This window comes from Halomonas sp. MES3-P3E, assembly GCF_002836035.1.
GTDB lineage: Bacteria > Pseudomonadota > Gammaproteobacteria > Pseudomonadales > Halomonadaceae > Vreelandella > Vreelandella arctica.
Genome location: NZ_PJBT01000182.1, coordinates 110,241 through 131,857 on the forward strand (window position 1 = coordinate 110,241; position 21,617 = coordinate 131,857).

Genomic DNA, 21,617 nt, shown 5'->3' on the forward strand with positions numbered 1-21,617 from the left:
AAGGCGGCTGTTGTGTTCGTGTGCGTTAAGCACAGCAGTCTATTGCGCGGTGTCGCCTTCCGGGTTACGGGCGTTGTAGTACGCCTGCTCGGAGATAGCGTGGTAATCCTCGACCTTTTCCTGGAACGCTTGATAAGAGTCATAGATACGCGTGGCTAATTCGCTCGACTCCGCCAATTCGGCGACAACATCAGCCGAATGCTCGCGGGCTTGAGCAAGCACGTCTTCAGGAATACGGCGCAGCTCAACCTCGTGCTCGTTCACTAGGGTTTCCAGCGCATCGTTGTTACGTGCGGTGTACTCATCCAGTACGCTTTGGTTGATATCGCTAATAGCGGTACGCAGGATCGCCTGCAAATCCGCTGGCAGCTCAGCGAAAGCGTCTTCGTTAACGATCGCCTCGAACATGACCGTCGGCTCGTGCCAACCTGGGTAGTAGTAATAGTCAGCAGCCTGATGCAGGCCAAACGCCAAGTCGTTATAGGGGCCAATCCACTCGGTAGCGTCAATCGCGCCCGACTGCAGCGAGGTAAAGATCTCGCCGCCCGGCATGTTAACAATCGCTACACCCATACGGCTCATTACTTCGCCACCCAGGCCAGGCATACGCATTTTCAGGCCGTCTAGGTCATCAACCGAGTTGATCTCTTTGTTGTACCAGCCGCCCATCTGCACGCCTGAGGCACCAGCGACCATGACGTCAACGCCAAAGTCGTCGTAAAGCTCGTTCCACAACTCCATACCGCCGCCATAGCTTAACCAGGCGTTCATCTCCTGGGCGTTCATGCCAAACGGCACGGCAGCAAAGAACTGAGCGGCGGGGGCTTTGCCCTTCCAGTAGTAGGAAGCGGAATGGCCAAGTTCAGCAGTGCCGTCGGAAACGGCGTCAAACACTTCAAACCCCGGCACCAGCTGACCAGCACCGAAGACTTCGATAGTCAGGCGGCCATCCGACATTTCATCCACCAGCTCAGATAGGCGCTCTGGGCCTTGGCCAACACCTGGGAAATTCTTCGGCCAGGAGGTGACCATTTTCCAACGGAACTCGTCCTCTTGCGCCTGGGCGTGGTTATCGAAGCTAGAGACCACCAGCAAACTGGCGGAGAGAGCGGTCGTCATGGCGATGGCGACTGGGAGTGTTTTGGCTTTCATACAATAACCCTCTTACTTTCTATTATTACTATTATGAGTAGGGAATACCCCGCCTAGCGTAGAACGCCAGGCGGTTTGCTACAGACCATTACTTGCTACAGGACACTAATGGCTCGTTGCTGCTTTTAGTTAGGTTGCCACATATATTCGTTGATAGCTGCGTTGATCACAGTGATGCTTTTCAACTTACCTTTTGTTGACTAGAACTGCGAGGGAAGCCAGGTTGCCAACTGCGGGAAGAAGCTAAGCATGAGCAACATACCCAACTGCATCAAAATAAACGGGATAACGCCACGGTAAATAGCTGACGTGGACACAGACGGCGGCGCAACACCGCGCAAGTAAAACAGCGCGAAACCAAACGGCGGCGTTAAGAACGATGTCTGCAGATTAATGGCAATCATGATGCCCAGCCAAATCGGGTCAAGGCCCATGGCAAGCAAGATCGGCCCGACAATGGGCACCACCACAAAGGTGATTTCGATAAAGTCGAGAATAAAGCCGAGCAGGAAGATAACCAGCATGACGATAATCGTTGCGCCCACCACGCCGCCAGGCATGCCCTCGAACAGCTCGGTAACCATGTGCTCGCCGCCGTAGGCACGGAAGACCAGCGAAAACAGCGCCGCACCGATCAAGATCAGAAACACCATGGTGGTAACGTGAGTGGTCGAGCGCAGCACGTCTTTCAGGGTCGCCCAGTCGAGCTGACGGTAAGCCAGTGCAAGCACCAGAGCGCCAAAGGCCCCTACCGCGGAGGCTTCAGTCGGTGTGGCAAAGCCGCTTAGGATCGACCCCAGCACCGCCACAATCAGCACAACGGGTGGCACTAAGCCTTTGAGCAGCAGCATGCCAATCCCTGAGGTATGGCCAAGCTCGGCCATTAACTCTTCACGGTCGGCAGCGGGTGCCATGTGCGGTCGCAACCATGCCACCAGCGCCACATAAATCATATATATCACGACTAGCAGCAACCCAGGCACCAACGCGCCCATAAACAGATCGCCCACAGAGACCGTTTTAGGGCTGAAAATCCCCATATCCAGCTGTGCTTGCTGGTACGCCGATGACAACACATCACCCAGCAGCACCAGGGCGATAGAAGGCGGAATGATTTGTCCCAACGTGCCGGTGGCACAGATAGTGCCGGTCGCAAGCGATGTGCTGTAGCCACGCTTTAGCATGGTGGGTAGCGACATCAGCCCCATGGTGACCACTGTGGCCCCCACAATGCCGGTAGAGGCAGCCATCAACATGCCCACCAGCGTCACCGAAATACCCAACCCGCCCCGCATGGAACCAAACAGCAGGGCCATGGCATCCAGCAGCGTTTCCGCCACTTTGGATTTTTCCAGCAAGACGCCCATCAACACAAATAGCGGCACCGCCAACAGCGTTTGGTTGGTCATAATGCCGTAAAGCCGGTTGGGCAAGGCGGCGAGATAGCCGCTATCAAAATTGGCATCGATACCAATGGCTTCCAGGCCCAGCCCCATACCGGCAAACAGCAGCGCCGTGCCCGCCAGCGAAAGCGCTACGGGAAAGCCGAACATCAACACAATGCAGATGACGGCAAATAAAATAATCGGCATGAATTCCAGCATCAAACACGCTCCTCAAGATGGTTGCCGCCAGCAGCAGCCGGCACTATCCGTCCGGCCATCACATAGCTATTACGCACGATCTCAACCACGCCTTGCACGATCATCAGCACGGCAAACAGTGGAATTAAGGTTTTCAGTGCATAGACAGCCGGAATGCCACCATAGTCGGAGGAGGTTTCCAGAATACGCCAGGAGTTGGCAACGTAGCCCAGGCTGGAAGCGATGATAAAGATCATCACGGGAATCAGTAGCGTAATAATACCCACGACATTGATTAACGCTTGGCGGCGCGGAGTCATGCCTCGATAGAAGATATCCACCCGCACGTGGCCGTCGTGACGAAAGGTGTAAGCAGCAGCCAGCATAAAGACGCTAGCGTGCATATACATCACCAGCTCTTGCATAAAGATGCTGTTCACGCTGAAGGCATAACGAAGCAGTACAATCGCGAACTGAATCAACATCATAATGATGATCAGCCACGCAAGGGTACGGCCGAACCACTCTGAAGCGCGGTCCAGCGCACCAATAAAGGCAGGTAGTTGTGTTGTGTCCGACATGGAAGTGTCTCGCGTAAAACGACTAAGGGGAGTCAGCGCCCCAGACAATAGCGCATATACGCGGACAATGCAGCGCCCACAGGCGACAAAGGCTATCTTGTTGGCCTAAACACTTAGCCTAAACGCTTGAGCGAATAGCCGCTAAACAAGCCTCTGGCAGCGGAAGATTGACGGCTATCGGTAGGTGATCAGAGAACAGATGATCCAGCACACGTACTTCCGCGGCCTCTAGCGACTGCGACAACAGAATATGATCCAGCGCATGGCGCGGTTGCCAGGAAGGATAGCTGAAAAGGGGTTTAACCGGGTGCAGGGGCAGCGACAAACTAAAGCGCTCGTGAGCGTGTAGTTGGTCAGGCGTACAGTTGAGATCGCCCATCACCACGACGTGGCGCAGCGGCTGAATAATATCGCTTAGATAGTTGAGTTGGCGCACACGACCGCGGTGGCTAAGCGCCAAGTGAGCAACAAAAATATGCAGGGCATCCGGGCCTTCGCCAAAGCGGGCATGAATAGCGCCTCGGCCAGGCATTGCGCCCGGTAAGCGGTGCTCGACGATCTGACTAGGTACCAAGCGCGACAGTAACCCATTGCTGTGCTGGGCAATACGCCCCAGGTTGCGGTTTAACTGCTGAACATGGTGCGGAAATCCCGCTTTGGTAGCGAGATACTCCACTTGGTTAACGCGGCTGGAGCGAAAGCTGCCGCCATCAACTTCTTGTAGCCCAACTATGTCGAACTTACTCAGCACTTCGCCCATCATGTCCAGCCGCTGCTGTCGACGCGGATGCGGCAATAAGTGCTGCCAGCTGCGCGTGAGATAGTGATGATACGCTGACGTCTGAATACCCACCTGCAGGTTAAACGTTAACAGCCGCAGATGGCCCTCTTCCAACAGCACCGGACGATGGCTACTGGGTACTGCCTCATCACGCTCTCTCGCTTCACGCAACACGGTTATTCTGCGCGCTCTGCACGCACCTGCTCGACCAGCGCATCAGCAATTTTCGGCATATTTTCCAGGCTACCGGCTGAACTCGGCGAAACAACGTAGCGTCCGTCAATCACCAGCGCGGGCACCCCCATCAACTTCATCTCACGCATACGGTTGTTGGCTTCATTGACATCGCTACGAACACTAAAGTCGGTCAGCGCTTTTTTGGCCTCTTCTTCGCTGACACCATAGTTAGCGAAAAAAGCGGCAATCTCATCGGACTCAGTGAGCGACTGATTTTCCTGATGGATAGCATTAAAGAAATCGGCGTGTAGCTCCTCTTCAATACCCAGCGACTCAGCCGCGTAGAAAGCGGTAGCGTGGGTATTCCAGTCGCCGCCCATGGTAGCTGGCATATGTTCTACGCTAACGTCGTCTTCCAGCGTCTCGTACCACTCATTAACCGGTGTTTGTAGCCGGTAACAGTGCGGGCACCCAAACCAGAACACTTCAGTAACTGCAATTTGCCCATCTTCAGCGTGGGTTTCTACCGGTGACTCAAGCACTTCATAGTGCTGGCCTTCAACCACATCCTGGGCACTCACTAGCGCAGAAAAACCTAGACCGGCCATCGTAACCATTAGCGTTTTAAACATTGTCGTTTTAAACATCGTATAAATCTCTCCATGGGTAAGCGAGGACTAAGACCGTGGTTATATTAGCGGGTTCCCTCATTTCAAGCACATAGACAAATGAGGGAACCAAACGGCACAAGGAGGTATAAAATTTTGCAGCCTTAATTCAGTCCTAATACGTAATTCGCCACTGCTTCCATATCCCTGTCACTCATTTTGGAAGCAATATCGCCCATAATATTATTGGGGTCATTGGTGCGATCGCCGGACGCAAATGCCTGCAGCGTAGAAACCGTATATTGAGCATGCTGACCGGAAAGGCCAGGATACACGGCACTACCGATACCTACCCCGGTCGGCGTGTGACAGGCTGAACAGGCGGGGATACCCTTAGCCATATCGCCAGCACGGTAAATCTCTTCGCCGCGCGCCAATAATTCAGCGTCTTCGTCGTTGGTTTGGCCCAAGTTAGCGTCTTGTTCCGCAAAGTAGGCCGCAGCATCCCAGGCGTCTTGGTCAGAGTAGTCATCCACGATGCCCGCCATTTGAGGCACCACACGATCACCGTCGCGGATATCCATAATCTGCTTGGCCAGGTAAGACATTTGCTGCCCAGCCAGGTTAGGAAACGCGCCTGAAGGGCTAATACCCTGCTGCCCATGACAGGCGGCGCAGACTTGGGACATTTCTTGACCAGCAGATGCGTCCGCATCGGCTTGATAGTCCGTTTGAGCGTGGGCAGCGCCAACGGCGCCCATGGTAATTGCCAGGCTTGCCAGTAACTTTCTCATTGCTCTTCCACTATGCCGTTTTATGTTTGACTGGTACGCACCCTGGGCGCTTCCCAGGCTCCACAAATTACCAGGGTTAGCTCCGCCAAAACGAACAACGTGTCGCGTTGGTCGCTGCCGGCTAGAGGGCGATGGTACACTAGCGCCCCAGGTCGCAGATATAAACCGCTTGCATTATAACGAATCACCCCAGCGGCGGGAATGCAAGTCCTGGTCTGCTTTAGGGGTAATTCGTCGCAGTCCTGCTCTCATTTCTCTATTATGCGTCACTACCAAGCGTTCTACTTTACGCGCTGAAGTAGCCATAATGGGTTGATAGTGCGTTGATGATAGCGCATTGATGAGCACATTGATGATAGTGCGTTGAGTAGGCCGCTTTTATGTTCGTTTTTCAGGATTAAGTCCATGACTACCCCCCACGATAGCCCAGTCCCTCGGCTGAACTACCCGACGGCAAGTTTTATTATCAGCGCTCCCACCTTGGCTTTGTGCCCAGATGATACCGGCGCTGAAGTAGCTTTTGCCGGGCGCTCTAACGCGGGCAAATCAAGTGCTATCAACGCCTTAACACAACAAAATGCGTTGGCGCGCACGTCGCGTACACCGGGGCGCACTCAGTTGATTAACTTCTTCAGTGTCATGAACGATGAATCGCTGCGCTTGGTCGACCTACCCGGCTACGGCTACGCCAAGGTTCCGGAATCGGTCAAGCTAGAGTGGCAAAAGCACTTAGCAGAATACCTACGCAATCGCTTTAGTCTACGCGGCTTAGTACTGCTAATGGACGTTCGCCACCCGCTCACTGAGTTCGATCAGATGATGCTCAATTATGCCGACCAGCGCGAAATGCCGGTGCATATTCTGCTGACGAAAGCGGACAAGCTTAAAAAAGGGCCCGCCAGCGCTTCGTTGCAGAAAGTACGTTCGCGCTTGAAGGAGTGGGAAGACTTGGTCTCTGTACAGCTCTTCTCTTCGCTCAAGCGTGACGGCGTCGATACACTATCCCAGAAACTCAATCAGTGGCTGTACACACCGCCGGAATGATGCGTTTCCAAGCCCGCCTTTTCTAACATCTCAAGCACGCGGGGCAGCTCTTTAATATGAGCAATACGGTGTACCCGCGGGGGAAGTGGTTGATCTTCCAGCGCGGAAATCCACACGGCATGCATACCCAGCTGCTGGGCGGGTAATACATCTTCCTGCCATGAATCGCCTACGTGCATGGCGTGTTCGGGGGCCACGTTCAAGCGCGCAAGCGCCGTCAGAAACGGCGTGGGATCAGGTTTAGGTGCTAACAACTCGCCTGCTGCGATGGCCACCGGAAAATAGGCGGCCAGCGGCTGACGCGCCAAATGAATATTGCCATTCGTGATGGCTGCTAGCTGATAACGCTCGGTTAACACCGCCAGCAAACCGGCCGCCTCTGGGTGTGGTGTGACTTGCACGCGCAGGCGATGGAACTCATTCATCGCCGCTGCCGCCCACAACAAAGCGGCACTGCGGGTCAGGCCTTCCGCCTCTAACTGCGCTTCCAGGGCGCGCATTCGCAGCCAAGTAAAGTCACCGCGCCGTTCGGGCACCTCTTTGGCTAACTGTTGACGACGCTGAAGGTAATCCTCCCGGCCGCCTTCTTGGGTCAATGTTAGGGCTGGTTCCTGGCTTGCCGCTCGCCAAGCCTCAAGCGCCTCCAGCAGCCAGCGGTAGTGTCCCTCTTCGGTACGCGCCATCACGCCATGGTTGTCCCACAGCGTGTCGTCTAAATCGAAGGTAATGGCCTTCAACTTGGTCATGGTTTGCTCCTGGGCTATTTGTTTCTGTTTTCGCCGTTTCTGGGACTGGGGCTTCTTTTAGCCCGGGGATGCGCCGCATCGTAGCTGGTTGCAAGATGCTGCCAGTCAAGCCGGGTATAGATTTGCGTGGTCGACAGGTTAGCGTGGCCCAACAGTTCCTGCACCGCGCGCAGATCCTGGCTCGACTCAAGCAGGTGGCTAGCAAAGGAGTGGCGCAAACGGTGAGGGTGCAAATGTTCGGGCAAGCCGCGGGCTAACGACAGCTGCGCTAAGCGTTTCTGAATGGCCCGATGGCCTAGCCGCGTGCCACGCTGCCCCACAAACAGCGCCAATTCATCCACCGGTGCGAGCGCGGAGCGACAGCCCAGCCACTCCGCCAGTGCCTGCTGGGCGCGCCGCCCGACGGGCACTTGGCGCGGTTTGCCGCCTTTGCCGGTCACCCTTACCCGGCTGTTTTGCAAATCGCCCAAATCAAGGGCTGCAAGCTCTGCTAGACGCAGCCCGCTGGAGTAAAACAGCTCAAGGATGGCCTGATCCCGCACGCCCAGCGGCGAGCCGTCGTGAGGGGTATCGAGAAAGCGCGCCAGGGCGTCAACATCCACCGGACGCGGCAAATGGCTCGGCTGTTTGGGCGTACGCAACAACCCCACCGGGTTATCGGCCAGCACGCCCTGTTTAACCAAATAATCAGCAAATTTGGAAAGCGCCGCCCGGCGCCGGGCAAGGCTTCTTGGCGCTAAACCCCGGCTGCGCTCCGACCCTAAAAAAGCCCGCAGCAGCGCGGTATCTAACGCCGCGGGGTCCGTCACCTCCCGGCGCTCGGTAAAGGCACACAGCGCGGCCAGATCATGCCGATAGGCTTCCACCGTTGCAGGACTTGCATGGGATGACAATGCGGCTAGAAAGCCGTCAATGTGCTTGGCTATCGACACTTCACCCAAGGGAGCCTCAACCATGATCACCCAGGCGCACCAGTAGCCGTGCGACGATATCGCCCAAATACTCGGTGAAGAGTGTGTCCATGCTGGCCCGATAGGCATCCGGGCTGGGGCTTGCCAGCAATAGATAACCAAGCGGGTCGCCTGCGGATAGGCGAGAAATGGCACAGGAGCCCGCTTTACGCGGCGCTTTAACGTGAGGCAGCAGGCACTTCCAATCGCTAACGCTAAGCTTAACGCAGCGACTGGTGCGGCCATCCAGCAGCGCTGTCAGCCGTGCGCTGGCGTGTTGATCCAACACATGGCGCGGTGGCTGAGGCGGCGTTGGCTCACTGTCGCTTAATGTGGCCGGGCACCATAGCGCCATGGCCGGCGTTTCAAAGCGCTCGCTGAGCTGGGTAGCCAACGCTTGTGCCAGCGCATCGCGGTCTTGCGCTTCCACTAGCGCAATCAGCGTTTCGCGCAACCGACGGTATTGGGACTCGTTATGGCGAGCGGTTTCCAGCAAGTGCTCCAGGCGGCCTTCCGCGTTTTCAGCGCGCTTGCGTAGATCAAAGACCAAGCGTTCCAGCAGCGATACCGCCCCGTCGATATGCGGGTGGGGCACCTGCAATTGCTGCAAAAGCCCCTCGCGACCGACGAAAAAATCGGGATGACGCGCCAGCCAGAACGCCACTTGATCAGGATCGAGCGTTTTGCGGGGTTCGGGGGCTTGTGACATCGCCGTTCTCCTCGAATTAATTAAGGGCTACGCGGCCATCGAAGACGCGTGTAGCCGGTCCCACCATCGTTAGCGCCCCTTCAGGATCAGGCCACTCAATGCTGAGTTCTCCACCGGGCAAATGAACCTTCACGGGACTTTTCAGCAGCCCCTGACGGATACCGCTGGCCACGGCGGCGCAAGCACCGGTACCGCAAGCCAGCGTTTCGCCACTGCCGCGCTCATACACGCGCAGACGGATTTCGCTGGGCGAGACGACCTGCATAAAGCCCACGTTAACACGCTTGGGAAAACGAGGATGCGCTTCCACCAACGGCCCCAGGCGCTCGACCGGCGCAGTGTCCACATTGTCGACCTGAATCACCGCATGAGGATTACCCATGGAAACCACACCGATCTGCAGTGTTTCATCGCCCACTTCTAAGCGGTGCAGTGGTTGGTCCCCTGGAGCATCGAACGGCAGCGCCAAAGGACTAAACCGCGGGCGGCCCATATCCACACGCACCATGCCGTCGTGCTGCACGTTCAGCACCAAGGGTCCGCCTGCAGTTTCCACATGGATTTCATGCTTATGGGTGAGCCGCTGGTCGCGTACAAAGCGGGCAAAACAGCGCGCGCCGTTGCCACAGTTTTCCACTTCACTGCCGTCGGCGTTGTAAATGCGGTAGCGAAAATCCATTTCTGGATCACGGGGCGGCTCCACCACTAGCAGTTGGTCGAAGCCTATGCCAAAGCGCCGGTCCGCCAGGGCGCGGATTTGCGCTGCATCCAACCGGGCGCGCTGAGTGACCAGATCCACCATGACAAAGTCATTGCCTAGACCATGCATTTTGGTGAAGTGTAAAAGCATCAGCGCTCCCCTTCAGGCAGCAGCGCCTCACCCGCCCACAGGCTGGCGACAGTTTCCCGTGCACGTACCACGTGGCAGTTGTCGCCATCGACCATTAACTCGGCGGCGCGAGGGCGGCTGTTATAGTTCGACGCCATGACAAAGCCGTAAGCCCCCGCCGAACGCACCGCCAGCAGATCGCCTTCGGCAATTGCCAGTTCGCGCTCTTTGCCCAGAAAATCACCCGTTTCGCATACCGGACCCACCACATCGTAAAGGGCGCTTTCGCGCACTTCGCGGGTATCGACGGGCACAATCGCCTGCCACGCCTGATACAGCGCCGGGCGAATCAAGTCGTTCATGGCGGCATCGACAATGGCGAAGTTTTTGGTTTCGCCGGGCTTGAGAAACTCTACCCGAGTGAGCATGACACCGGCATTGGCGGCGATGGAACGGCCGGGCTCAAACAACAGTGTCAGCGCTTCACCACCTTCCCAGCGCGATAACCGTGCCAACAGCTGGCTGGCGTAATCAAACGGCTGGGGCGGTTTTTCATCGCGGTAAGGCACACCCAAACCGCCGCCTAAATCGAGATGTTCGATTTCGATGCCGCGTTCACGCAGGCGCTCCATGAGCATCAGCAAGCGATCAAGGGCATCCAGAAAGGGCGCCGTTTCGGTAAGCTGAGAACCAATGTGACAATCGAGCCCCTTCACCTTCAGATTAGGCAGGCTCGCGGCTAGTTCGTAAACATCCAGCGCTTCATCTACCGGGATGCCGAACTTGTTATCTTTCAAACCGGTGGAGATATACGGATGGGTTCCCGCGTCCACATCCGGGTTCACTCGTAGCGAGACCGGCGCGGTTTTTCCCAGCTCACCGGCAACGCGGTTCAAGCGCTCAAGCTCCGGACGCGACTCAACGTTAAAGCACTTAATGCCCACTTCTAGCGCACGAGCCATTTCGTGGGCCTGCTTGGCCACGCCGGAAAACACCACGTTGACCGGGTCACCACCGGCTTTAAGCACGCGCTCAAGTTCGCCGATAGAGACAATATCAAACCCCGCGCCGAGCTTGGCCAAAAGGCCCAGCACTGCCAGGTTGGAATTCGCCTTCACCGCGTAGCAAATCAGGTGCGGATGGCCGCCCAGCGCTTCAGTGTAAGCGCGAAAGTGACGCTCAAACGTCGCTTTTGAGTAGACGTAGCACGGCGTGCCGTGCTCGTCGGCAATCCGTGATAGCGGCACGTCTTCGGCATACAGCACGCCATCGCGGTAATTAAAATGATCCATAGTGCTTTCCCCTTCTCCTGGCCTGCAACGGTCTATTTAGACGCCTGACTAGACTGCTCATCAGCAGGTGCATCGTCCGGCAAATACAGCGGCCCTTTTTGCCCACAGCCTGCCAACCCGGTTAACAGCAGCGTGGTAAGGGTCAAGATTGCCAACGTTTTCATGCGCCCGCCCTGAGTGCGCTGAGTGCCTCACGCGCTCGCTGGGCGGCAGCCCGCACTTGGTTTGGCGCGGTGCCGCCAATGTGGTTACGGGCAGCTACCGAACCTTCCAGGGTAAGTACCTCGAACACATCCTGCTCGATGGTAGCGGAGAACTGCTTGAGCTCATCAAGGCTCATTTCAGACAGATCTTTTTCGGTTTTTAGGCCATAGGCGACTGACTGACCAACAATTTCATGAGCATCGCGGAAGGCCACGCCTTTGCGCACCAGGTAGTCAGCCAAATCCGTCGCGGTGGAGAAGCCGCGCCGCGCCGCTTCATACATGCTGGCTTTTTTGGGTTCAATCGCGGGCACCATGTCGGCGAAGGCTTTTAAGCAGTCGCGCACGGTATCCACCGCATCGAACAGCGGCTCTTTATCTTCCTGGTTGTCTTTGTTGTAAGCCAACGGCTGCGATTTCATCAGCGTGAGTAGCGACATCAGGTGACCATATACCCGGCCGGTTTTGCCGCGCACCAGCTCGGGCACGTCAGGGTTCTTCTTCTGCGGCATGATCGAAGAGCCGGTGCAGAAACGGTCAGGTAGATCGATAAAGTCGAACTGGGCGCTGGTCCACAGCACCAACTCCTCACTCATGCGCGACAGATGCATCAGTAGAATGCTGGCAAAGCTGGTAAATTCAATCGCAAAGTCGCGGTCTGAAACGGCATCCAGAGAGTTTTCTGACGGGCGGTCAAAGCCTAGTAGCTCTGCGGTCACGTGGCGGTCAATTGGATAAGTAGTGCCAGCCAATGCGGCCGCGCCCAGCGGCATCACGTTGACGCGCTTGCGACAGTCCAGCAGGCGTTCATGGTCACGCGCCAGCATCTCTTGCCAGGCTAAAATATGGTGCCCAAAGGTAACCGGCTGGGCGGTTTGCAAGTGGGTAAAGCCGGGCATGATAGTCTCGGCTTCACGATCAGCCAACTCGATCATGCCTTCGCGCAGGCGCTTTAGCTCCACTTCGATCACATCGATCTCGTCGCGCATAAACAGGCGAATATCGGTGGCGACCTGGTCGTTACGCGAACGCCCGGTGTGGAGTTTTTTGCCGGTAATGCCGATCTTTTCGGTCAGCCGCGCCTCGATATTCATGTGCACGTCTTCTAACGGCACCGACCAGTTAAACTCGCCGCGCTCGATTTCGGCCTGAATCTCATTAAGGCCGTTAATGATGGCGTCGCGTTCATCATCGGTGAGTACGCCTACACGGGCTAACATGGTGGCGTGGGCGATAGAGCCCTGAATATCCTGGCGCGCTAGGCGCTGGTCGAAAGTCACAGACGCGGTGAAACGTGCGACAAAGGCATCGGTGGGCTCGCTAAAGCGACCGCCCCAAGACTGATTCGTTGCTTGGCTCATCGAAGGTATATCCTGCTGACAAAACGTAAAAGTCGTTACGGAAAGTGGGAGTCGTTGCGGAAAGTGTACCAGAGTCGCCGGTCAGCGAGCAGCAAACACAGGGGGTGATGCCAAAAATGCGCAGAGGGCATCTAAGGGCATAGGACGAGCGAAGTAGTAGCCTTGAAAGTAGTGGCAGTGGTGCTGTTCAAGGTAGGCAAACTGCTCCAGCGTCTCTACCCCTTCCACTAGTACTCCTAACCCCATTTTTCCCGCCATGGCGACAATACCATCGATAATGGCCGCATCGTTGCGATCGGTAATCACATCGCGCACAAACGAACGGTCAATTTTAATTTTATTAATCGGCAGGCGCTTAAGGTAGCTCAAGCTAGAGAAGCCGGTGCCAAAATCGTCTAAGGCAATATGAACGCCCAACGCAGACAAATCCGCTAATGCCTGGATTGCTTGTTCGGCGCTGTCCATTAAAACCCCCTCGGTAATTTCAAGCTCTAGCAGGACTGGCGCTAAGCTACTCTGGGTCAGCACCTGTTGAATAGAGGCCAGAAAACCGGGGCGTTGAAACTGCATCGGGGAGATATTGACCGCCATGGTGATCGGGCCAACACCCATGGCATTAAGCTGCTGGGCATCCCGGCAAGCGGTCGCTAGCACCCAATCGCTGATCGGTATGATCTGCCCGGTATCTTCTGCCAAGCTGATGAAATCAGACGGCGGAACATTACCGCGCTCTGGATGTTGCCAGCGGATTAATGCTTCTACGCCTACCACGCGGCCACTCGGGGCATGGACTTGTGGCTGGTAATAAAGCGTAAACTGTTGTTGCTCAATGGCTTGCTGAAGCGCACTGCGTAAACTGACCCGCTCACTTACCTTGCGATTTAAGTCTTCAGTATACCAGTGGTAGGTGTTGCGTCCGCGTCGCTTGGCCTTGTACATGGCCAAATCTGCTTGTTGGATAAGTTGGCGAGGGTTTTTCATATTGCCATCGTTGATAGCAATGCCGATGCTGGCGGTAATACGCAGCTCGCTGCCACGGTACCAATACGGCGGCGAAAGCCTCTGCAGCACGCGCTCCACCACCTGTATCACGTCTTTTTCATGGGCTAAGTCGGGCAGTAAAACAACAAACTCGTCGCTGCCAAAGCGCGCCACGGTGTCCCAAGGGCGTAGTTCATCTTCAAGACGCTTGGCAACCTCGACTAAGATAAAGTCGCCCACCTCATGGCCGAGCGTATCGTTAATGGGTTTAAAATCATCCAGATCAATAAACAGAACGGCAATAAAGCGCTGGTAGCGACGTGCTAACACGCACCCCTCTTCCAAGCGCTGACCAAGCATTACTCGATTAGGCAGCCCGGTCAGCGCATCGTGATTGGCGTTATAGGTAAGCTGGGCCTGATATTCGCGCTGTTCAGATACATCGTTTTGAACACCCAGATAGTGAGTCACGTCACCTGTTTCGTCGCGCACTGGCGAAATATACAAGTCGTTCCAAAAAATCGAACCATCACGCCGATAGTTACGGATCACTACGTGCACTTCGTGCTGCTGAGCAATACCTTCCTGCAGCAGTTTGACGGTAGCGGGGTCGGTATCTTCGCCCTGCAAGAACCGGCAATTACGCCCCAGCGCCTCACTGCGCGAATAACCGGTTATGCGCTCAAAGGCGGCATTGACGTAGACCATAGGGAGATCGCTGCTTTGGGCAGCGACAATAATCACCCCGTTGGTGCTTGATTCCACACTACGCTCTAGCAGCTTCAGCTGATGCTCACTCGCTTTGCGCTCGCTAATGTCGCGAAAATAGACGGTAAGCCCTTCAGCTGAAGGATAAACATGCACTTCCAGCCATAACTCTAACCGCGGATTGAAAGCTTCAAAATGTACCGCCGTTTGTTGGCTAGCCGCACGTTGATATTCGTCGTCAAAGTAGCTGCCTTTTGCATCAGGAAAGCTCTGCCAAATATGCTGGCCCAGCAGCTCGCCTTCGCGGCGCTTTAAAATACGCTCCGCCTCACTATTAACGTAGGTAAAGCGCCAATCCGTATCTAAAGTGAAGAAACCATCGGTGATACTGTCAAGCGTAATGGTGAGTCGTTGCGCAAGCTGGGTTAGATTTTCACGCAGCTGTTTTTGCTCAGTAATATCTTGCGTCGAGCCCTCCACCTGACTAATTTCCCCCCGCTCATCGCGCACGGCCTTACCAATAACACGCACCCAGATATGCTTACCTTGGTAAGTAATCACCTCTAGCTCTTCGTCAAAACTTACTCCCTGTTGGCAGCAGGCGGTAAAGACTTCCAAAATACGCGGCTGAGAGGCGGGCGCATAAAACCCTATTGCCTGTTCAACGGTCGGTTGGAAACCGGGAGCCATACCATGCAGGCGGGAAACTTCATCCGACCAGTTAGGCAGCCCTACGGCCATGTCCATGTACCAACCGCCTATCAGCGCCGTTTCACCGGCTATTTTAAATAGCCGCTGGTTGCTTAATAACTGTGCTTCTGCCAACTTACGCTGTGTAATGACCCGGGCAATAATATAAATAACATCACCACCGGCAGTTGGGGTGATTTCAATCCAATGGACCTCCCCAGACACGGAGATGGCGCGGACTTCAAAGGGGGCAACAATTCCCCTGTGCTGCATACGCACCAGCGCCGCTTCAATCACCGGATAATCCTGCGGATCTACCACCAATCCGCAGCGGCGCCCGATCAACGCACCGGCTGAATACCCCAACAGCGATTCAAAGGCCGGATTAACCTCAAGCAGTGTGCCCTGAAAGTCGATACAGCAGAACAGATCCTGCGAGAGCAGAAAGAACTGATCCAACTGACCTTTAGTAAGCACTGAGGGCATACGATTTCCTAGGCAATGAAAAGACACGTTGCGAGAGCATAATTGGCTCCGTTATTTTTACTGGGACGCTCGGTGCTTTATGATGAGGTTTATCATAGTTTGACTCGCCGTGTCTGCGGTATTAGGGAGAATAACGTGCTATCTATCACCAAACTGCGCATTGCCACGCGTAAAAGCCAACTGGCTATGTGGCAGGCTGAGTACGTTCGCGACCGCTTAATGGCGGAGCACAGTGGCCTGGAAGTCGAGCTTGTAGCACTTTCAACCAAGGGCGATAAAATTCTTGATACGCCGCTTTCAAAGATTGGCGGCAAGGGTTTGTTCGTCAAAGAACTGGAAGACGCCATGCTGGACGGTCGCGCCGATATTGCCGTTCACTCCATGAAGGATGTGCCGATGCACTTTCCTGAAGGACTGGGCTTGTCGGTCATTCTAGAGGGCGCCGACCCAACTGATGCATTTGTATCCAACCACTACTCTAGCATTGATGAGCTTCCAGAAGGGGCGCGTATTGGTACAGCCAGCCTACGCCGTGGCCTGCAAATGCGAGAAGCCCGCCCTGACCTGCAAATTCTTAATCTACGCGGCAATGTGCAAACGCGGTTGGCCAAGCTAGATGCGGGCGAATTCGACGCCATCATTCTGGCAACCTCGGGCCTTAAACGCTTGGGTTTGGATGAGCGCATTGCTCAGGCGCTTCCACCGGAAGTGTGCTTGCCCGCCTGCGGCCAAGGCGCGTTAGGTATCGAATGCCGTCTGCATGACCCCGAACTCGTTGCGTTGCTGGCGCCGCTGGATGACGCCGATACTGCCACGCGCGTGCGTGCAGAGCGGGCCATGAACACGCGCTTAGAAGGCGGTTGCCAAGTGCCTATTGCGGGCCATGCGGTGCTGGACCTGGATAATGAAACCTTGTGGCTGCGCGGCCTGGTCGGCAACCCTGAGGGTACAGAAGTGCTACGCGCCGAAGGGCGAGGCTCGATGCATGAACCTGAAGCGCTGGGTATTCGCATTGCCGAAGAGCTGCTCGACCAAGGCGCTGGCGATATTTTGGCAGAGGTTTACGGCCGCGAAATATGAGCCAACCGGTACTGATCTGCCGCCCAGGGGAACGCGGCGAAGCGTTAGCGGCGGCGTTGCGCAACCAGGGCGAAAGCGTTGAATCACTCAATGTGATGCAGCTTGAAGCACTGCCAGAAGACACCGCCATGCGGCAAATTTGGCTGGATATTGATCAGTACCGTAAGATAATTGTCATCAGCCCTTTTGCTGCCACCTGCTTAAGTGAGGCGCTGGATCGCTTCTGGCCGCAGCTACCGGTGGGAATTGACTACTATAGTGTTGGCAGCGCCACCGCGAGTACGCTTTACGATCAATTGGGAATCCGCGTCCATGTGCCTTCACCCACCGCGGGCGAAGATACCAGCGAAGCGCTGCTGGCGCTTGCATCGCTGCAGCAATTAGCGCATCAGCGTGTTCTACTGGTGGCCGGTGAAGGCGGCCGGCCCCTGCTCGCTGAAACGCTTGCCGAGCGGGGTGCAAAGGTGACGCGCATTGCCGTGTATCGGCGCACCTTTCATGCTCTAGCACCTGCTCAGCAGGCGCGCCTTTTTTCAGGTAATTATCGGGCGTTGATCGTCACCAGCAGCGAACTGCTGGAACATCTGGCAAAATGGTGTAATCAGGCGGCCTTGAACCAACCGCTAATCGTTTCCAGTCGCCGTTTGGCTACACTGGCTGGCATACTGGGGTTTTCTAACCTCAAGGTGGCGTCCGGAGCAACGCCAGCTGCGTTGATAGCGGCGTTGGAGACCTGCGACCCACAGGGTGCCGATGTCGATCAAGGAACTTACTAAGGGCTAGCGACAGATGAGCAAACAAGTAAACGATCAGGACGATGTACAACCTACGTCCGCCGATGCCTCCCAAGGCGTCCCTACGACGACTAACAAAGCAGCTTCCACTACCGACGCCACTGAGCCTAGCACGCAGTCTCCCCCGTCTAGCTCAGCAACACCGTCTACTAATAGTGGGGCTAAAAATAGTCGTTCACGGCGGCGTGGAAAAGGATCCCAGAATACGGGCTCAACTGCTACTAGCTCTTCAGATAGCACCTCAAACAGCGCCTCAGAAAAGAACCCTGCCGTGCCCGGCACTTCACAGGCGGGGGCAAAACCAGCGGATGCAACGCCGACGACGACTTCCAGCGCGGCTAAAGGCAGCAGCACAGCTTCGCCGAGCGCGGCTGCACCAAGCCCTTCAAGCACCACTGCTAACGCTTCTTCAGGTTCCACTGCTGCAAAACCTGCTACCGGCAAGGCTGGTAGCGCGGGCAATGGCAGTGGAAATAGTGATGGTGGAAACAGTGGTAGTGGAAATAGTAGCGGTGGAAACAATAGCGGCGGGAATAGCGGTAAAAAGGGCAGCGGTCTCGCCATCGCCCTGGTACTTATCTTAGCCATTGCCTTAGCGCTCGTTGCTTGGCAAGGCTGGCAGCGTCTGGAAAGCCAGCAACAACGCCTCGACGAACTGGCGCAACAGGCTGAAGGTAGCGCTTCGCAACAGGCAGTCAGCGACCTTGAGTCGCGTTTAGACAGCGGTGAAGCGGAGCGCAATGAAGCAACTCAAAGCACCATGGAAGAGCTGCGTAGTGAGTTTGACAGCTACCGTAGTGATGTCGACGAGACGCTGGGCCAAGTGCTTGACCAGCTCTCACAAGAGCAGGACACCGACGAGCGCGAATGGCTGCATGCCGAAGCCGCTTATCTACTACGCCTAGCCAACCAACGCCTGCAGCTAGAAGGCGACGTTGATGGCGCCGCCGCGCTACTGCGCACTGCCGATGCACGCTTGGTCGATGCGGATAACCCCGCGCTGACCCCCGTTCGCGAAGCGATTGCCAATGAGCTAGCCGCGCTTGACGCCGTGCCCCAGGTTGACCGTACAGGGCTCTACCTAGCACTGAATGCGCAGCAGGAGCGCATTTCTGAACTGCGTCTCTCGCAAGAAATTGAAGAGCAGGCGGTAACGTCGAGTATCGAGCAGCCGCCTACCGGCACGTTCCAGCGCCAGCTAGCGCGTTTCGGTGAAGAGCTCAAAGACTTGGTGGTGGTTCGCCATCACGACGAAGCCCTGGAAGCACTGATTACCCCGGAGCAAGAGTCTTACCTGCGCCAAAGCCTGCGCTTAGTACTGGAGCAGACTCAGCTAGCCCTGCTCAATGAAGAAAAAGAGCTTTATGATGCGAGTATCGATAAAGCGCTACAGCTGCTAAACGACTACTACGACACCACTCGCGAAGAGACGCAAAGCGTTATTACTCGTCTAGAGGAGCTACAGCAAGCCGAGGTTAAACCGGAGCTGCCGGATATCAGCGCCTCTCAGCAGGAACTGGCACGCTTTATTGAGAATCGCTATGAGACGCGTGGCCAAAGCGGAGGTGATGCATGAGAAAGCTCGTTCTCCTCATTGTCGCCGGGCTTGCCGTCGGGGCCCTGTTTGGGCACCTGATGATGTCGGTACCCGGTTACTGGCTGATCCGCGTGGGCGACTCATCTATTCAAACCTCTTTCTGGTTTGGCCTAGTGCTGCTGTTTGCGGCGTTTGTCGTGCTGCACTTTGTACTGCGCTTACTCAGCGGCATTATTCGCCCCATGGGACGCTTTCGCACCTGGAACAGCCGTGCCCGCAACCGCCGCGCCATGCAGCGCACTCAGCGTGGCTTGGTAGCGCTCACCGAAGGCCGCTGGAAAAAAGCCGAAAAGACCTTGGTGAATGCCGCTGACGACTCTAGCACACCACTGGTCAACTACCTCTCGGCGGCCCTGGCCGCGCATTACCAAGGGCATCACGCAAAATCCCAAGAGCATCTCAACCAAGCGCAGCTAACCACCGACGGCGCCGATACCGCGGTGGGCTTGATGCAGGCGCAAATGATGATTGAGCGTCAGCAGCCGGAAGAGGCGCTGGCGATCCTGAACCGGTTGGATAAAAAGCTCTCGAACCACCCGCAGGTACTCAAGCTACTCAAACAGGTGCATTTGAGCGTCAACGACTGGGAAGGCTTACGGCGCTTGATTCCAAGGCTAGCTGCGCAAAAGCTGATTACCCAGCAAGAGCGTGAGCAGCTGGAATTTAAAGCCTACCGCGAACTGATCGTGTTTGAAGCGCAAAACCCCACCAATATTGAACGAGTGCGGGGGCTGTGGGCCGACATGCCCGACTACCTGCGCGGCAACACCGAGCTAATCGTGCTCTACACCGAAGCGCTGATTCAGGCTAACGAGGAGCCGATTGCCGAGCGTTTGCTCAACCACTCGCTGGATCATCACTGGGACGCGCGCTTGGTGAAACGCTATGGCCTGCTGAATGTGGACGCAGGACGCCAACTGGCGAAAGCTGAGAAGTGGCTGCAGGAACGCCCCAATGATCCTGAACTGCTGCTCGCCTGTGGTCGTCTCTCTCTGCGTGTTGGCCAGTGGGAAAAAGCGCAGGAGTACTTCGAAGCCAGCCAGCGTCAACGCCCCAATGGCGTGGTATGTGCTGAACTTGCCCGCCTTTATGCAAGCCTTGGTGAGCATAACAAAAGTCAGCTTTACTACCGCCACAGCGTTGAAATGCTGGCCAAGTCGCTACCTTCGCTGCCCCAACCAAGCGATGCGAACGATAGTCAAAAGCCGGATACGAAAGCGGCCAAAAAACGCGCTTAACCTAGCATTTCTATCATTGAAAAAGCGGCTTTAGAACACGCAAAAAGGTGCCTGAATAGGCACCTTTTTGCTTTGGACGATTACTTGGCAACCGGCGTTTCAGTGGGCTGAGGAGACAAAGGTTCAGCCGATGCCTCTGGGGACGGCAAGGCCGCCGTGCAGTGTCCACACCGTGTGGCTTTGATAGGCACCACCATTAAACAATACGGGCAAGGCTGCTCCGTAGGACTCGCAGGCGCCACTGCCTCTTCGCGCTTTAACCGGTTGATGGTGCGTACCAACAGGAACACCACGAAAGCGACAATCGTAAAGCTGACGACCGCATTAATAAACAGCCCCACGTTCAATGTCACCGCCCCAGCGGCTTGCGCATCCGCCAGCGTCGCATAAGGGCCGCCCACCGCCCCTTGGCGTAACACCACAAACAGATTTGAAAAATCGACACCGCCTACCAGCAACCCAATCAGCGGGTTCATCACATCCGCCACCAGGCTCTGCACAATCAGCGTAAACGCCCCGCCGATGATGATGCCCACCGCCATATCGACCACATTGCCTTTTACCGCAAACTCTCGAAATTCCTGGAAAAATTTTGTCATTGAGCCTCCACTCTTGCGTCTAGGCGATGTTGAGATAAAGACATGCCATGTTTGCTGAGGAAGAAAGACAGATATCGCTCGCGGGCTTATTAAGAGTGTATCGCTTCTCTGGATTTTTGCGCCGTATAATCCAAGGCCACGCCACTTTAATCTTTCTTCTTACTTTCATCATATCTTGTTTGTTGCAATGACCGCCTGAAAGGCAGCTTTATAGCCTTGAACCCCTAGTCCGGCGATTACTCCATCGGCACGCAGCGAGACATAGGAGTGATGCCGGAAGGCTTCTCGCTTGTGCACATTCGATAGATGCACCTCAATCACTGTGCCATCGAAAGCATTAAGGGCATCAAGAATGGCCACGGAGGTGTGGGTATAGGCAGCGGGGTTGATAATAATTGCTTGGGTGCCATCCAGGCGGGCGGCATGGATAGCATCGATCAAGGCGCCTTCATGGTTACTTTGCAAACACAGCATGTCCCAGTCGGCCATTACCGCTTTCTCTCGCAACATATTATTCACATCATCTAATGTCGTGTAGCCATAGATTTCAGGTTGACGACTACCTAATAAATTTAAATTAGGCCCATGTAATACTAGTACCTTTCCTTTACTCATAACGTTTTACTACCCTACT

General features: G+C 55.6%; 22 protein-coding genes. 5 read left to right on the top strand and 17 right to left on the bottom strand.

All coding sequences use genetic code 11. The annotated features are described in order from the left end of the window. Positions 1 to 39: 39 nt before the first annotated feature. From CXF87_RS13135 to CXF87_RS13160, 6 genes are all read right to left on the bottom strand, one after another. A complete protein-coding gene (locus CXF87_RS13135) occupies positions 40 to 1,152 on the bottom strand; it encodes a TRAP transporter substrate-binding protein (RefSeq protein ID WP_101146898.1) in 1,113 nt (370 codons plus the stop codon). A gap of 200 nt (positions 1,153 to 1,352) precedes the next feature. Continuing rightward, positions 1,353 to 2,756 carry a TRAP transporter large permease gene (locus CXF87_RS13140; protein ID WP_101146899.1) on the bottom strand — a complete coding sequence of 468 codons (1,404 nt, stop codon included), beginning with the start codon at positions 2,754 to 2,756 and terminating at the stop codon, positions 1,353 to 1,355. Further along, positions 2,756 to 3,316 carry a TRAP transporter small permease subunit gene (locus CXF87_RS13145; protein ID WP_008956516.1) on the bottom strand — a complete coding sequence of 187 codons (561 nt, stop codon included), beginning with the start codon at positions 3,314 to 3,316 and terminating at the stop codon, positions 2,756 to 2,758. The genes CXF87_RS13140 and CXF87_RS13145 overlap by 1 nt, the downstream gene beginning before the upstream one ends. 118 nt (positions 3,317 to 3,434) lie before the next feature. Then, positions 3,435 to 4,271: an endonuclease/exonuclease/phosphatase family protein gene (locus CXF87_RS13150; protein WP_198556105.1), complete on the bottom strand. Its 837-nt coding sequence runs from the start codon at positions 4,269 to 4,271 to the stop codon at positions 3,435 to 3,437. 2 nt (positions 4,272 to 4,273) lie between these two features. Then, entirely contained in the window at positions 4,274 to 4,906 is a 633-nt protein-coding gene (locus tag CXF87_RS13155) for a thiol:disulfide interchange protein DsbA/DsbL (protein WP_050805278.1), read from the bottom strand. A gap of 140 nt (positions 4,907 to 5,046) precedes the next feature. Next, complete coding sequence (locus tag CXF87_RS13160; RefSeq protein WP_101146900.1) at positions 5,047 to 5,676, bottom strand: c-type cytochrome; 630 nt, start codon at positions 5,674 to 5,676, stop codon at positions 5,047 to 5,049. 405 nt (positions 5,677 to 6,081) lie between these two features. Here CXF87_RS13160 and yihA point away from each other — a divergent pair, with 405 nt between their 5' ends. After that, entirely contained in the window at positions 6,082 to 6,720 is a 639-nt protein-coding gene (gene yihA, locus CXF87_RS13165) for a ribosome biogenesis GTP-binding protein YihA/YsxC (RefSeq protein ID WP_008956511.1), read from the top strand. On the opposite strand, the gene CXF87_RS13170 is transcribed toward yihA, so the two are convergent. The 8 genes from CXF87_RS13170 to CXF87_RS13200 all read right to left on the bottom strand — a co-directional run bounded on the left by CXF87_RS13170 (position 6,693) and on the right by CXF87_RS13200 (position 15,675). After that, positions 6,693 to 7,466, bottom strand: coding sequence for an HAD family hydrolase (locus CXF87_RS13170; protein WP_101146901.1), 774 nt, complete (start codon positions 7,464 to 7,466; stop codon positions 6,693 to 6,695). The two genes, yihA and CXF87_RS13170, sit on opposite strands and share 28 nt — an antisense overlap. Positions 7,467 to 7,480: 14 nt before the next feature. Beyond that, a complete protein-coding gene (locus CXF87_RS13175; RefSeq protein WP_101146937.1) occupies positions 7,481 to 8,422 on the bottom strand; it encodes a tyrosine recombinase XerC in 942 nt (313 codons plus the stop codon). Then, a complete protein-coding gene (locus tag CXF87_RS13180; protein ID WP_101146902.1) occupies positions 8,415 to 9,125 on the bottom strand; it encodes a DUF484 family protein in 711 nt (236 codons plus the stop codon). Before CXF87_RS13180 ends, CXF87_RS13175 begins: the two co-directional genes overlap by 8 nt. Positions 9,126 to 9,141: 16 nt before the next feature. Beyond that, complete coding sequence (dapF, locus tag CXF87_RS13185) at positions 9,142 to 9,975, bottom strand: diaminopimelate epimerase (protein WP_101146903.1); 834 nt, start codon at positions 9,973 to 9,975, stop codon at positions 9,142 to 9,144. Next, positions 9,975 to 11,246, bottom strand: coding sequence for a diaminopimelate decarboxylase (lysA, locus tag CXF87_RS13190; RefSeq protein ID WP_101146904.1), 1,272 nt, complete (start codon positions 11,244 to 11,246; stop codon positions 9,975 to 9,977). Before lysA ends, dapF begins: the two co-directional genes overlap by 1 nt. Positions 11,247 to 11,278: 32 nt before the next feature. Beyond that, positions 11,279 to 11,410 carry an LPS translocon maturation chaperone LptM gene (gene lptM, locus CXF87_RS21665; protein ID WP_157826555.1) on the bottom strand — a complete coding sequence of 44 codons (132 nt, stop codon included), beginning with the start codon at positions 11,408 to 11,410 and terminating at the stop codon, positions 11,279 to 11,281. Further along, positions 11,407 to 12,810 (bottom strand): argininosuccinate lyase, encoded by a 1,404-nt coding sequence (argH, locus tag CXF87_RS13195; RefSeq protein WP_101146905.1) that lies wholly within the window; start codon positions 12,808 to 12,810, stop codon positions 11,407 to 11,409. Before argH ends, lptM begins: the two co-directional genes overlap by 4 nt. Positions 12,811 to 12,891: 81 nt before the next feature. Then, complete coding sequence (locus CXF87_RS13200) at positions 12,892 to 15,675, bottom strand: bifunctional diguanylate cyclase/phosphodiesterase (RefSeq protein ID WP_101146906.1); 2,784 nt, start codon at positions 15,673 to 15,675, stop codon at positions 12,892 to 12,894. Positions 15,676 to 15,810: 135 nt separating this feature from the next. Here CXF87_RS13200 and hemC point away from each other — a divergent pair, with 135 nt between their 5' ends. Beyond that, positions 15,811 to 16,755, top strand: coding sequence for a hydroxymethylbilane synthase (hemC, locus tag CXF87_RS13205; protein ID WP_008956502.1), 945 nt, complete (start codon positions 15,811 to 15,813; stop codon positions 16,753 to 16,755). Further along, a complete protein-coding gene (locus CXF87_RS13210; protein WP_101146907.1) occupies positions 16,752 to 17,531 on the top strand; it encodes a uroporphyrinogen-III synthase in 780 nt (259 codons plus the stop codon). The genes hemC and CXF87_RS13210 overlap by 4 nt, the downstream gene beginning before the upstream one ends. 33 nt (positions 17,532 to 17,564) lie before the next feature. Here CXF87_RS13210 and CXF87_RS22115 read toward each other — a convergent pair whose 3' ends face one another. Further along, positions 17,565 to 18,137, bottom strand: a complete 573-nt coding sequence (locus CXF87_RS22115) for a hypothetical protein (protein WP_232774925.1) — start codon at positions 18,135 to 18,137, stop codon at positions 17,565 to 17,567. A 172-nt stretch (positions 18,138 to 18,309) separates the two neighbouring features. Here CXF87_RS22115 and CXF87_RS22120 point away from each other — a divergent pair, with 172 nt between their 5' ends. Together CXF87_RS22120 and CXF87_RS13220 are read left to right on the top strand one after the other, a co-directional pair. Then, positions 18,310 to 19,125: a uroporphyrinogen-III C-methyltransferase gene (locus CXF87_RS22120; RefSeq protein ID WP_008956499.1), complete on the top strand. Its 816-nt coding sequence runs from the start codon at positions 18,310 to 18,312 to the stop codon at positions 19,123 to 19,125. Continuing rightward, a complete protein-coding gene (locus CXF87_RS13220; RefSeq protein ID WP_101146909.1) occupies positions 19,122 to 20,384 on the top strand; it encodes a heme biosynthesis HemY N-terminal domain-containing protein in 1,263 nt (420 codons plus the stop codon). Before CXF87_RS22120 ends, CXF87_RS13220 begins: the two co-directional genes overlap by 4 nt. 80 nt (positions 20,385 to 20,464) lie before the next feature. Here the strand turns inward: CXF87_RS13220 and mscL are convergent, their stop codons facing one another. Both mscL and aroQ read right to left on the bottom strand, forming a co-directional pair. Then, complete coding sequence (gene mscL / locus CXF87_RS13225; RefSeq protein ID WP_101146910.1) at positions 20,465 to 20,983, bottom strand: large-conductance mechanosensitive channel protein MscL; 519 nt, start codon at positions 20,981 to 20,983, stop codon at positions 20,465 to 20,467. Positions 20,984 to 21,151: 168 nt separating this feature from the next. Then, a complete protein-coding gene (gene aroQ / locus CXF87_RS13230) occupies positions 21,152 to 21,598 on the bottom strand; it encodes a type II 3-dehydroquinate dehydratase (RefSeq protein ID WP_101146911.1) in 447 nt (148 codons plus the stop codon). Positions 21,599 to 21,617 lie beyond the last annotated feature (19 nt).